Annotated in this window: 13 protein-coding genes; 10 read left to right on the top strand and 3 right to left on the bottom strand. The window is 45.3% G+C overall.

Features of this window, described 5'->3' with window-relative positions:
* Positions 1–167 precede the first annotated feature (167 nt).
* From ACS8E3_RS11660 to ACS8E3_RS11650, 3 genes are read right to left on the bottom strand one after another with little or no spacing between them, the layout of a single operon-like run.
* Positions 168–905, bottom strand: coding sequence for a YoaK family protein (locus ACS8E3_RS11660; protein ID WP_439244375.1), 738 nt, complete (start codon positions 903–905; stop codon positions 168–170).
* Positions 898–1452: an NADPH-dependent FMN reductase gene (locus ACS8E3_RS11655; protein ID WP_439244374.1), complete on the bottom strand. Its 555-nt coding sequence runs from the start codon at positions 1450–1452 to the stop codon at positions 898–900. Before ACS8E3_RS11655 ends, ACS8E3_RS11660 begins: the two co-directional genes overlap by 8 nt.
* A gap of 52 nt (positions 1453–1504) precedes the next feature.
* Positions 1505–1897 carry a DoxX family protein gene (locus ACS8E3_RS11650; RefSeq protein WP_439244372.1) on the bottom strand — a complete coding sequence of 131 codons (393 nt, stop codon included), beginning with the start codon at positions 1895–1897 and terminating at the stop codon, positions 1505–1507.
* Positions 1898–2436: 539 nt separating this feature from the next.
* Here ACS8E3_RS11650 and ACS8E3_RS11645 point away from each other — a divergent pair.
* The 10 genes from ACS8E3_RS11645 (at position 2437) to betA (ending at position 12408) form a co-directional block, all read left to right on the top strand.
* The gene (locus tag ACS8E3_RS11645; protein WP_439244371.1) at positions 2437–3045 is read left to right on the top strand and encodes a YceI family protein; all 609 of its coding nucleotides are present in this window, start codon (positions 2437–2439) and stop codon (positions 3043–3045) included.
* A 136-nt stretch (positions 3046–3181) separates the two neighbouring features.
* Complete coding sequence (locus tag ACS8E3_RS11640) at positions 3182–4090, top strand: LysR family transcriptional regulator (protein ID WP_439244370.1); 909 nt, start codon at positions 3182–3184, stop codon at positions 4088–4090.
* A 129-nt stretch (positions 4091–4219) separates the two neighbouring features.
* A complete protein-coding gene (locus ACS8E3_RS11635; RefSeq protein WP_439244368.1) occupies positions 4220–5344 on the top strand; it encodes an MBL fold metallo-hydrolase in 1125 nt (374 codons plus the stop codon).
* On the top strand, positions 5344–6147 hold the full coding sequence (locus ACS8E3_RS11630) for an SDR family NAD(P)-dependent oxidoreductase (RefSeq protein ID WP_439244365.1): 804 nt from the start codon (positions 5344–5346) through the stop codon (positions 6145–6147). Before ACS8E3_RS11635 ends, ACS8E3_RS11630 begins: the two co-directional genes overlap by 1 nt.
* A 37-nt stretch (positions 6148–6184) precedes the next feature.
* Positions 6185–7396, top strand: a complete 1212-nt coding sequence (locus ACS8E3_RS11625; protein ID WP_439244363.1) for a low temperature requirement protein A — start codon at positions 6185–6187, stop codon at positions 7394–7396.
* A 140-nt stretch (positions 7397–7536) separates the two neighbouring features.
* Positions 7537–7695 (top strand): amidohydrolase family protein, encoded by a 159-nt coding sequence (locus ACS8E3_RS11620; protein WP_439244380.1) that lies wholly within the window; start codon positions 7537–7539, stop codon positions 7693–7695.
* 359 nt (positions 7696–8054) lie between these two features.
* Positions 8055–8399 carry a DMT family transporter gene (locus tag ACS8E3_RS11615; RefSeq protein WP_439244362.1) on the top strand — a complete coding sequence of 115 codons (345 nt, stop codon included), beginning with the start codon at positions 8055–8057 and terminating at the stop codon, positions 8397–8399.
* A 32-nt stretch (positions 8400–8431) separates the two neighbouring features.
* A complete protein-coding gene (locus ACS8E3_RS11610) occupies positions 8432–9007 on the top strand; it encodes a TetR/AcrR family transcriptional regulator (protein WP_439244361.1) in 576 nt (191 codons plus the stop codon).
* A 68-nt stretch (positions 9008–9075) separates the two neighbouring features.
* Positions 9076–10590 (top strand): betaine-aldehyde dehydrogenase, encoded by a 1515-nt coding sequence (betB, locus tag ACS8E3_RS11605; protein ID WP_439244359.1) that lies wholly within the window; start codon positions 9076–9078, stop codon positions 10588–10590.
* A 117-nt stretch (positions 10591–10707) separates the two neighbouring features.
* On the top strand, positions 10708–12408 hold the full coding sequence (gene betA, locus ACS8E3_RS11600; protein WP_439244357.1) for a choline dehydrogenase: 1701 nt from the start codon (positions 10708–10710) through the stop codon (positions 12406–12408).
* Positions 12409–12644: the final 236 nt, after the last annotated feature.

Raw genomic sequence — 12644 nt, 5'->3', positions numbered from 1 at the left:
AAAGGACTGAGTCCTGTGCAATACAGAACTCAGTCCTTGTTATAAAATAAACCGTCCAACATTTGGGGGTCAGTTCAAATCATGGCTTTTTTATTGCTCAAAGAGTAGATAGCTAAAGATAAAGTACAAGTGAATTTAAACGCTCTATCGCTTAGATAACCTTAAAGCTAGCTAATGTTTTGTAAAAACTCTGGATCACGTGCCAGCCAAGATAAGTACAGCACCGGCATCACAAATAAACCGACCGCCCAATAGCTTAGATTGACATAAAGTATTGCGCCAAGTAGAGCGCCAATCACAAAGCTGATAACCAGCGCTGTACTATGACCGAGTTTTTTGGCATTATCAGCGCTACGATTCGCCAGATAATCTGATAAGCCAATACCTAATTGCGTGGTATTACCGGTCATAAGTACGGTTGGGCTCATGTGCTTAATGACCGTTTTGCTAGCAGTATTGCGAATAGCAAGTGCAGTTAACCCTAAGCCGCCAGTGATCGCAACTGTCATGTCACCCGCTTCAGTAAAGGGCTGAAAAGACAGTCCTGCGCTCATAAAAGCGGTTAAAAACAGCGCTTCTGCGAGTAATAAATGACTGAGCACCCGCTGCTGATGTTTACTTTTATCAATATATATCTTCGTAATCACAACTGTCAGAATAAACAGCGGCACAGATGCAAGCTTGATCCATAAGCCATCTTCCCCTTTAACCAAACCGCTACCCGCCAGCACTAAGTTACCCGTGACATGAGCGGTGAAAAAGCCAAACAAAGTAATAAAGCCAATCGTATCAATCGCGCCGCCAACCACTGTCAGTAAGATGGGCGCTTGATAGCGCTGCCAAAAACTTGGCGACTTATCCTCTAGCGGGTGACGAGAATGATTGCTAGCTTGAGCTTTAGGCATTGGTATTGCCAGCGAAGTCTACAAAGCTGTCTACAAATCTCTGTAGAAATTTCTGTGTACGCTCGCTGACTTGGCCCTCTTCATCTAAGCTGTCAGTAGCATTACCTAAGTATACCTCAGGACTGATCATCACCTTCGCCGATAGCATCTGCATGCTTTTACGCACATCTAAACCGCTATCTCTAGCACCGTAAGTACTAGGGGACGCTGTTGCAACAGCTACCTTTTTGCTTGTCCAAATGTTTTCTTTATAAGGACGAGAGCCGATGTCGATAACGTTTTTGAGGGCAGCAGGCATAGTACGGTTATGCTCTGGCGTAACGATAAGTACGGCATCGGCAGCTTTTAATTGTCTACGGACGCGCTCATAACTGTCTATAGTCGTCTCATCAAAATCCTGATTATAAACCGGTAAATCGGCGATATGTACCTCTTGTATATCTACGTTATCAGGCATTTGCGAGACAATGTACTCGGCGAATTTACGATTGATAGACGCTGCTCGCAAGCTACCGATAATCAGAGCAATGTTCAGTGGTGCGCTCATAATAAGTCCTTAATGATGATGTAAAACCATATACTATAAGGCGTTTAGTATACTAGATTTTACGGCGATTACGATTGTCGATCGAGTAAGCACCTGGACCATGAGCAAAGATCATCAAAAAACCACCCGCCATCGCGATGTTTTTCATAAAGGGGTTCATCTGCGACTCATCGTTCCAGAACTGGTGAAAAATAATGGCAGATACAATACTGAATCCAGCCATCAAGATAGAAGCCAGGCGAGCTTTAAAACCAATAAGTACCGCAATACCGCCGAGTATTTCAACGGCAATGACTAACGGCAGCAGCATACTAGGCACGCCCATAGATTCCATATAGCCTGCCGTACCTGCATATCCTGTAATCTTAGTAAAGCCTGAAAAAATAAAAATCATTGATATAAATAAACGACCAATCGGTGCACTTAAATCTTGTAACTTATCCATAGTGAGTCTCCAAAAATAATTTATAGGTTAAGGTTTCATAAGTTAAAATATTGTTGATAAGCTTAATAATGACGCTATTATAGTCGTTACCTAAAATGTAATAAACCATCTTAATTACAAATATGAGTTCTTAATATAAGAACAATACTAAGGCATAAAATATGGTTAAATTTATGGCTCACGTTACTTATACTAAGTTGAGGTATTGATCTAGAGCCTCTACATTAGGTTTTTATTAACGATAAACTAAATATGCTCAAGCTATCAATATTGCCTTACTAAAAGTAGCTGTACAAAGAGTGCTTGTATTCAATATCGTGCTTATACAGCAAGAACGATCACTTTATAAGTGATTCTTATAAAACCGTACAAAAAGCAACGCAATAACACCTATCTTTAGCAGCTTTGGCATTTATTTTTTCTAGTCTTTGCTAGACTTAGTTTCGTAAAATATTAAACAGGCTTAATAAAAATTGAGCTTAAACTCATTTAAACCTCTGTACTCAACAAGGCTGTACTTAATAAAAGGATTATTCAATATGACCTCACAATTTTTAAAGCAAACCAATCGTGCTATCGCTATCGCCGCTATCAGTGGTCTTGGGGTGCTGAGCACTGTCGCTCACGCTGCAACTTATGAGCTTGACCCCCATCACACTGCAGTACGCTTCTCTGTAGACCACTTTGGTACTTCTACCAATGCAGGTGGTTTCTATGACTTGTCAGGTATTCTTGAGTACGCGCCTGAAGCAAAAAAGGGTTTTGTTGGCATTACCATTCCCATGGGCAGCTTAAGCACAGGGCTCAAAGCCTTTGATAATCATCTTAAATCTGAAGATTTTTTTAATGTTAAAGAGTATCCAACGGCTTATTTTAAATCTACCAACTGGCAGTTTGCTGGTGACAAAGTTAAGACAGTCACCGGCGATTTAACTTTATTAGGTGAGACGCATCCAGTGACTCTAACAGCGACTAAGTTTAATTGCTACGATAGTCCAATATTAGGCGTTGAGGCTTGTGGTGGTGATTTTGAGACCACTATTGATAGAACCAAGTGGGGTATCGATACCTATACGGATGGCGGCATAATGAAAAACGTCAAGCTAGTGGTGCAAGTTGAAGGCAGCAAAAAAGCCGATCTTAAATAGACGGTTTTAAGTGATTAAAGTGCTACTGATAAGTATATAGCCGCTTGATTTGTAGCTCATTTTTTAATGTAATAAGGGAGGTTCTCTAGATAGAATCTCCCTTAGTTTTTCAAACAAACAATAAAAGGCCGTTAAGATGGGACAGCTTGAAGACATGGCGATGTTTGTACGTATTGTCGAGGCGGGTAGTATTACCAAGGCCGCTGAGCAATTAAATATCGCCAAATCAGCGGTAAGTCGGCGCTTAAAAGATTTAGAGACGCGCTTAGGTAATCAGCTCATCAGCCGAACCACGCGTCAATCTAATCTGACTGAGGCGGGTGAGCAGTACTATCAGCGCGCATGCAGCATATTGAATGAGGTCGACGCGCTCAATGAGCAGACTAGCGGCGCGCCTACGCGTATCGAAGGTACGCTGAAAATGACCGCGCCTTTGACTTTTGGTTTGATGCATCTTAGCGGGGTGATTGACGATTATGCCAATCAGCATCCCAACTTGAACTTCGAGTTAGACTTCTCTGATCGTCATGTGGATTTGGTCGAGGAGGGCTTTGAGTTAGCCATTCGCATTAGAGAATTGCAAGACTCTACTCATCAAGCCAAGCGTTTGGCGCTGATTCGTTATGCCCTCTGCGCCAGTCCTGATTATCTCAGCGAAAGGGGTACGCCCAAAACCTTAGAAGATCTTAAGCACCATCAGTTTTTGCAATATGGTCTTGGCAAAGATGGCAGTATAGAGCTAACGGACGCCAAAGGTAAAACTCATACGGTCGCTACTCAGTCAAAAATAAAAGCCAATAATGGCGACTTTTTACTCGATATGGCGGTAAAAGGTCAAGGCATTGCTTTTTTGCCCACTTTTATCACCTATAAGACCGTAGCACGCGGTGATTTAGTTCCGCTCCTTGAGGAGTATCAATTGCCGACCTTAAACGCTTATGCTGTTTATCCCAAAAATCGATTCTTATCTCAGCGCTGCCGCTACTTGATCGACTTTATTGCCGAGCGTTTGGGGGATGATCCTTATTGGGATAAAGCGATATAGGCGCTGATGAGCAGACTTAGTAGTCTTTAAAAGCCGCTATAAAGCTTAAACCATTACTGCTAATATGATTTCAAAATAGTACGGCATCAAATAGTACTATCTTAAAATCCACTAATCATAAGGAGATGTATGATGGATCTACAAGCACTAGGGATGACAGCCCTTGATGACTTCGACAATGTACGCACAAGTCCATTACCGCAAGAGCGCCTAACAGCGGCGCGTAAGGCAGCTGAGGCGTTTCGAGAGCGCTTTATGGATGAGCCGGAAGTTGCCTACTATCAAAGTGTCAATCTGGTCCGGGTGCCTTATCCGACATGGTACGCCTACAGCGGTGTCTACACGCAAAGCACTTATAAGTTCCCTTATCTACATATTCTTAATCGTCTGTTCATCGTGCAGTTTCGCAATGCTTTGGGCGAGCTTAAGACCTTGTTGTTTTCACCCTCTGATATTGAGGCGGATCGCGAGACTCCCTTCTTTAAGCGCTTAACGAATAAAATGCCAGATTGGTCGCCGCTTGAGAGTGTAGTTGCGCCTATTTTTCGTGACGTGACTCAAGCTCTAGATGAGATTGGTCTAAAGCCTGAAGATGTCGACTACATCAGCTATGATCACTTGCATACGCAAGATGTACGGCAATGGCTGGGCAGTAAAACCGCCGATGAGGATAGAGCGGCTTATTTTCCCAATGCCAAACTACTAGTGCACGAAAAAGAATGGCAAAGTGCGCAAGGCTTACTCCCTGTGCAAGCAGAATGGTATTGCCCCAACGGTATCGAAGGCGTCGATCCTGATAAGGTGGTTACCTTTACCAGCAGTCTTAAGTTAGGGGACGGCTTGGCCCTGGTGCATACCTCAGGTCATACTGAAGGCAACCACTCGTTAGTGGCTAGAGTCCCTGATGGCATCCGCGTCACCTCAGAAAATGGCGTAGGGGCAGATGCTTATGCACCGATGAATTCTAAGGTAAATGCCATTCGCCGCTATGCCAAAAAAACAGGGATGGAAGTTATCTTAAATGGCAACACGCTGGAAGATAGCACCGATCAATACATCTCTATGATAATGGAAAAAACGATTGCTGGTCCCTCACTAAATCCTGACTTCCCTAACTGCGCTTCAAGTAGCGAAGCGACTCCTTATTGGCTCATTCCGGGTCATAAAGTCAGTCATCTAATAGGTGAAGCTAAGTTTGGCTCATTGCACACCGATGTAGCAAACAATAGCTCAACCCAAAAGGTAGGTGCTTGATGAGCTACTATAAAGATAAAACTGTCTATATCACTGGCGCCGCCTCGGGTATCGGGTTTGAAACCGCAAGACAGCTCATTGGGCAAGGTGCTCACTTAGTATTATTCGATGTACAATCACTCGATGACAGCGTCGCTACTTTGCAAAGCTTAAATAAAGACAATGCTACTATCAGCGCCTATGATTTAGACGTCACGGATGCCGAGATGACGACTCAGCAAATAGCGGCTGCTGCCAATGAGAGGTCTCCTGATATTCTTATGCATTTTGTCGGTATTACTGGCCCTTGGAGCTTTGATGAGATGAGCCAAGAGCAGTTCGAGCGCGTGATGGCGATCAATGTTTTTGGCACGCGTAATGTACTGGCAGCAATGCGGCCTTTCTTAACCCGTGGCAAACAAGTCATGGTCACCGCTTCGATGGCCTCATTCACCGGTAGCTACGGCTATAGCTCATATAGCGCCTCAAAATTCGCTGTTTGGGGTATGATGCAATCGATCAGTTATGAGTGGCAACCGTTAGGCATAGATATCACCGTGTTTGCACCGCCGCCCATCGATACCCCTCTTACTCAAGCCGAGGTCGGCGTGATGGCAGAAGCAGGCGTCGGCATGAAAAAGCTAGCAGGTGAGCTGAAGATTGAAGACGCGGTCAAATCTATGCTCAAAGGCGTAAAAAACCGAGAGTTCTTAGTCGTACCTGGCATCATGGCCAATATCATCCGCTTACAGCTGCGCTTTTTCCCGGTCAGCTGGGTGAATTGGATAGGTCATAAAACCGTGGCTTTTTCGCTCAAAAAATAATAAGGTAGAGCCTTTTTTAGCTTAGCGAATATAGCCCATGATGACCTTGCCTGCTATTGATAACATTTGTGCTCGCGATCCTGATGAGCCCAATCGCGCTTCAACCACGCTTGAGCTGTTGTTCGATTTGGTTTATGTGATAGCCGTTGCTGCCGCTGCAAGTGGCTTACACCAGCGTTTGCTTGTCCATGACTTTTCAGGGTTTTTAACCTTTGTTATCGCCTTTTTTATCTTATGGAATGCTTGGACAAGCTTTACTTGGTTTGCCTCAGGCTATGACCCTGATGACTGGTACTACCGGCTGTCAGTGATGCTACAGATGTTTGGCTCGCTGATGATCGCGGCTAATATCAACCAGTTTTTTGAGCAAGGTCTGACGTGGATAGGGGTGACGGGCTATGCGATCATGCGCCTTGCCAGCTGTAGTCAGTGGTGGCGCGTCTACCGACAAGTAGAGGGTCATCAGCGGGTAGCCAGTCGTAGTATTGTAGGATTACTCACTCTACAAAGCCTTTGGATACTCTGGTTGTTTTTACCAGCTACAATGCAAATGCCTGCGCTATTTATCTTTATAGTGGCTGAGTTAGTGATGCCATTATGGGCGCGGGCGGCGCAGAACCTCAACTGGCACCCGCATCATATCGCTGAGCGCTACGGTCTGCTGACCATTATTGTTTTAGGCGAAGGCGTGCTCGGCGTCAGTAACAGTATTCAGTACTTTTTAGTCAATTCCGACTCAGCAGCTAGTGTTATTATTTTATTAGGGTCAAGCCTAGTAGCACTGGTGTTTGCCTTATGGTGGCTGTACTTTACTATTCCCTTTGGCACTATCTTAGATAATGTGCGCCGGCGTTATGACTTGTTTTTATTTGGTTATGGGCATTTTTTTGTTTTTGCGACCCTTGCCGCACTTGGCAGCGCCCTTAACTTAGTGACGAATGCCCGGGCGGATACGATGGATCGTACCATTACCCAGCCTTACGCTATGGGGCTATTAATGATTATGCTCTTGGCATTTTTGCTGACACTAACCTTACTTCGATCTTTGATGTGCCGAAAATCAAGTCACAATCTCATCGCGATTGTCTTCGCCGCTATTATTATTGGCTTAAGCTATCTGGCAGTCACCCAAGGCTTACCTATTACTTATGGCATTTGGCTAAGCATTCTTGCGCCTATAACCATGACTTGGTGCTTTAAACAAGACAACAAAAAATGGCAGCCGCAAGCTATAGCCAGTTCGAAATAAAATCGATACTCTTTATCAAAACGCCCTATTTATTAACACGCACTGAGTTTATTCAGTGCGTTTTTTTGTAGCAAAATTTTTTATGAATTCTATAAAGACTTGTTAAATAAACCTAATTAGAAAGTACTTGATTCTCAAATATACAAACAGTTAAAGGGACGCTAGAATCTGGTAAGTATGCAAATTTTGTACTGTTGTCTGATGGTGACTTTACCGTTCCCGAAGAAAAAATAAAAGGGATCGAATCTGTGCTAACCGTTGTCTATGGCAAACCTGTTTATGGGGCCAAGGAGTATTAAAAGTACGAACTTAAACTGTCTCCGGTCATTCCAAGCTGGTCCCCTGTGAAGTGCTACGGCAGAGTTCAAAATAATACCAATAAATAGTTTTATCTACGGGGCCAACAGCCGATCTATAAGTAGATCGGTTTTTTTATGGTGCTAAAATTAGTCGCTAAGAATTGTCTAAATAGACAGGAATAGACATTAACGAATACTGGCTAGGTCAACAAAGTGACATACTAGCCCTTCACATTGCTAGTTTATTTCTATAAAATACCGACCGTGTGGTTTCTTTGGTATATATTCATACTATTTATTGTTGATCCTTTTACGCTTAATCGAGAGAGTATGCTTGATTTAAAATAGGTAATTTAACTATGAGTCCTACCACTATTGCTTACAGTTATCTTGCGATTGCTATCATTTGTGAAGTGGTTGGCACGACGTTTTTGGTCAAGTCAGAGCAGTTCACACGTTTGGTACCGACCCTGATTATGGGCGTGCTGTATGCCATCTCGTTTTATTTATTGACTCAGACTATCAAGACCATACCTCTTGGCATCGCTTATGCGCTGTGGGGCGGTCTGGGTATCGTGCTGACTTCGCTGGTCGGTGTGTTCTTTTTTAAGCAAAGCCTCGATACAGCTGCCATGGTCGGCATTGCGATGATCGTCGGCGGTGTGGTGGTGATGAACTTATTGTCTAATTCTGTGGTGCACTAGCCAGTTAGGTGAAAATGAGCATGGAAATAAAAATGGAAATACAAAACGCGCATAAACGTAAGAAACAACCAGAGCTTGTACGGCGGGCGCTGCTCGATGAAGCGGCACGTATCACGCTAGAGCAAGGCTTGTCTAAAGTGACCTTTCAAGCGGTGGCGGATGCCGTCGGCGTGACCAAAGGCGGTGTGATGCATCATTTTGCTACCAAAGATGCGCTAATCTTAGAGGTGTTTTATGATGCGATGGCCAAGTTTGAGGCAGAAGTTAATCAAGCCATGGCAAAGGACCCTGTTAGCTATGGCTCGTTTACCCGCGCTTATATCGATGCCACCATCAGCTTGGGCGAAAAAGGGCAGGCAGAGTTTAATAGCCAAGCGACCTTGTATGTGTTGATGCTAGGAGATCGGATGCTGCGTGAACGCTGGGCTGAGTGGTCAAACGAGCAGCTAAAAAAACACGCCAACACCGACAATACCGAAACGCTATGTATGGTGCGTCTGGTCGCCGATGGGATTTGGCTCTCGGACTTTTCGGGTATCGACATCTCGGATAAATCTTCACTACGTACGCGCTTGATAAATATGACGCAGCGCGACTTTGACGCTTAAAAGTGCATACAAACAGCGTTTATTTTTACTCTTAACCTATAACGGCATGATTTACTTAAGGAAAACTTATGACAACTACTAAGACAAACATAAATAACTTAAACGACATCATCGACTTAACACAAACACAGACCGCTTATATCAACGGTCGCTATCTGGCGGTCGATGATTCCCTAACTACCTTTGACGATATCAACCCAGCGACAGGTGAAGTGCTGGCGACCATTCAGCAAACGACGACTGAGCAGATCGATGAAGCGGTGAAAGCGGCGCAACAAGGCCAAAAGGTGTGGGCTTTGATGACCGCAGTTGAGCGTGGCCGTATTTTATCAAAGGCCGTTGAGATATTGCGCGAGCGTAATGATGTTCTGGCGTTGCTCGAAACCAAAGACACGGGTAAAGCTTACTCTGAGACCAAGTATGTCGATATCGTCACTGGTGCTGATGTCGTTGAATATTATGCCGGTCTTGCGCCAATGATTGAGGGTCGTCAGATTCCACTACGTGATAGCAGCTTTGTCTATACGCGCCGTGAGCCACTCGGCGTGGTCGCCGGTATCGGCGCGTGGAATTATCCGATTCAAATCGCCATGTGGAAAGCAGCACCCGCATTGGCTGCAGGTAACGCGATGATTTTTAAACCATCAGAAGTTACGCCATTAACCGCATTAAAGCTAGGAGAAATTTTTACCGAAGCTGGGCTACCAGATGGCGTCTTTAACGTCGTGCAAGGTGATTATAAAGTAGGCGAAGCCTTAACTCAGCATCCTGATATCGCTAAAGTTTCGTTCACGGGCGGTGTGCCAACTGGCAAAAAAGTCATGACGAGCGCGGCATCATCGTCGCTTAAAGACGTGACCTTAGAGCTTGGTGGTAAGTCGCCATTGATTATCTTTGACGATGCCGATATCGATACCGCTGCTGACATTGCGATGATGGCGAACTTCTATAGCAGTGGTCAGGTCTGTACCAATGGCACGCGCGTCTTTATCCCTAAATCGCTACAAGCCAAGTTTGAAGAGGCCATCTTAACGCGCGTCGAACGTATCAAATTGGGCAATCCAATGGATGAAAACATCAATATGGGGCCACTGGTGAGCTTCCCGCATATGGAGCGGGTGCTGGGTTATATCGAGCAAGGTAAAGCGGGCGGCGCGCGTTTATTGGCGGGCGGTGAGCGAGTGACAACCAGCGAGCTTGCTGATGGTGCGTTTGTCGCGCCAACGGTGTTTACCGGTTGCAGCGATGATATGACCATTGTGCGTGAGGAAATCTTTGGCCCAGTGATGTCGATATTGACGTACGAGACCGAGGAAGAAGTCATTCGCCGTGCCAACGATACCGAGTATGGCTTGGCCGCAGGGGTGGTGACCGCTGATTTGACTCGCGCGCATCGAGTCATTAGGCAGATTGAAGCCGGTATCTGCTGGTTAAATACGTGGGGTGAATCGCCTGCGCAAATGCCAGTTGGCGGTTATAAGCATTCAGGTATCGGCCGCGAAAACGGCATCGAAGCCCTTGAGCACTATACACAGACCAAATCTATCCAAGTAGAGCTTGGCAAGTTTGAGTCGGTATTTTAATCATTTGAACTTATGGAACCTTTAATAAGTAAGCAAGTATTCTGAGGGCTAATTTGTCCTTTTTACTCAACCTTACTGATATCAAATGATTTATTTCTTACTATTATGGAGCGTTTTATGACATCAACCACACCTGAATATGACTACATCATTGTCGGTGCAGGCTCAGCAGGCAATGTGCTGGCCACACGTTTGACCGAAGATGCCAACATTAAGGTGTTGCTGTTAGAAGCGGGTCGTCCCGATCACCGTCTAGACTTTCGCACGCAGATGCCAGCGGCGCTCGCCATGCCGCTGCAAGGCACCACGTATAACTGGGGTTATAAAACCGATCCTGAGCCTTATATGAATAACCGCGTCATGGACTGTGGCCGCGGTAAAGGGCTTGGCGGCTCATCACTGATTAACGGTATGTGCTATATCCGTGGCAATGCGCTCGATTTTGATGACTGGGCAAAAATAAAAGGCCTAGCAGATTGGACGTATCTCGACTGCTTGCCGTATTTTAAAAAGTCAGAAAACTGTGATGCAGGCGAAAACGACTATCATGGCGTCGGTGGTCCAGTTGAGATGACGACCTCAAAGCCAGGAGTCAATCCGCTATTTCAAGCGATGATAGAAGCAGGCGTGCAAGCTGGCTATCCGCGTACCGACGATCTAAACGGCTATCAGCAAGAAGGCTTTGGGCCAATGGATCGCTTCGTCACACCCAATGGTCGCCGCGCATCAACGGCTCGCGGGTATCTTGACCGTGCCAAACCGCGTAGCAATATCACCATTTTGACCGGTGCTTTGACCGATGTAATTTTATTCGATGGCAAGCGTGCTGTCGGTGTCAAAGTCGAGCATCAAGGTCAGACCAAGAACTTCTATGCCGCTCGTGAAGTAGTTATCTCGTCGGGCGCTATTGCTTCACCGCAGTTGCTACAGCGCTCTGGTATTGGCCCTGGTCAGTGGCTCAAAGACGTAGGCGTTAACGAAATTTTAGAGTTGCCAGGTGTCGGTAATAATCTACAAGACCATTTAGAGCTGTATATGCAGTATGAATGCAAACTGCCGGTGTCGATTGCCCCTGCCAATAAATGGTGGAATAAGCCTGCGATTGGTGCTGAGTGGTTGTTTATGGGTACTGGTCTTGGTGCGTCCAATCAGTTTGAGGGTGGCGGCTTTATCCGTACCGATGAGAAATTTACCCATCCTAATATCCAATATCATTTCTTGCCATTAGCTGTGCGTTACGATGGTCGCAGTGCAGTCAACTCTCATAGCTTCCAAGCACACGTCGGTTCATTGCGCTCGCCAAGTCGTGGCCGTGTCAAGCTCACCTCAAAAGACCCAAGCGCGCATCCAAGTATCTTATTTAACTATATGTCGCATGAGCAGGACTGGCAAGAGTTCCGCGCGGCGATGCGTATCACCCGTGAGATTATGCATCAGCCAGCGCTTGATCCTTATCGTGGCCGTGCTATCGCCCCAACCGATGATTTAGTGACTGATGCGCAGTTGGATGAGTACGTCCGTAATCACAGTGAGACCGCTTATCATCCGTCATGTACTTGTCCAATGGGTGAGGGCAATGATTCGGTGGTCAATGGTGAAGGGCTAGTGCACGGTATCGATGGTCTGCGCGTCGTTGATGCGTCAATTATGCCGAACATCATCAGCGGCAACCTAAACGCCACCACTATTATGCTGGCCGAAAAAATCGTCGATAAGATGCGCGGCAAGCAATTACCACGCTCGACAGCGGACTATTATGTCGCCAATGGCGCGCCGCTTCGAGCTGAGCCGATGCGCGCTTATGGTTCTGTTGTTTAAACTATTGGACAATGAATAATATAAGACAATTTCAATAAGAAGGCCTTTCAAAGTAAAGGTCTTTTTTATCAGCGCTAATCTGTTCACGCTATATCTTTTCTATCTTTACCGGGTTATAGCGTGACAGTTATTTCAGTTCGTATTGTTAGTTTTTGAGGTTTTGCTAAGGGTGGATTTCATTGCTTAGCAAATTATTATTGATTGGTACTGCTTTGTGCGTCATGTGTTCATGTATA

Source organism: Psychrobacter sp. 2Y5 (assembly GCF_051847375.1).
Classification (GTDB): domain Bacteria; phylum Pseudomonadota; class Gammaproteobacteria; order Pseudomonadales; family Moraxellaceae; genus Psychrobacter.
The sequence above is the reverse complement of the archived record's forward strand: the minus strand, read 5'-3'. Positions and strand labels throughout refer to the sequence as shown.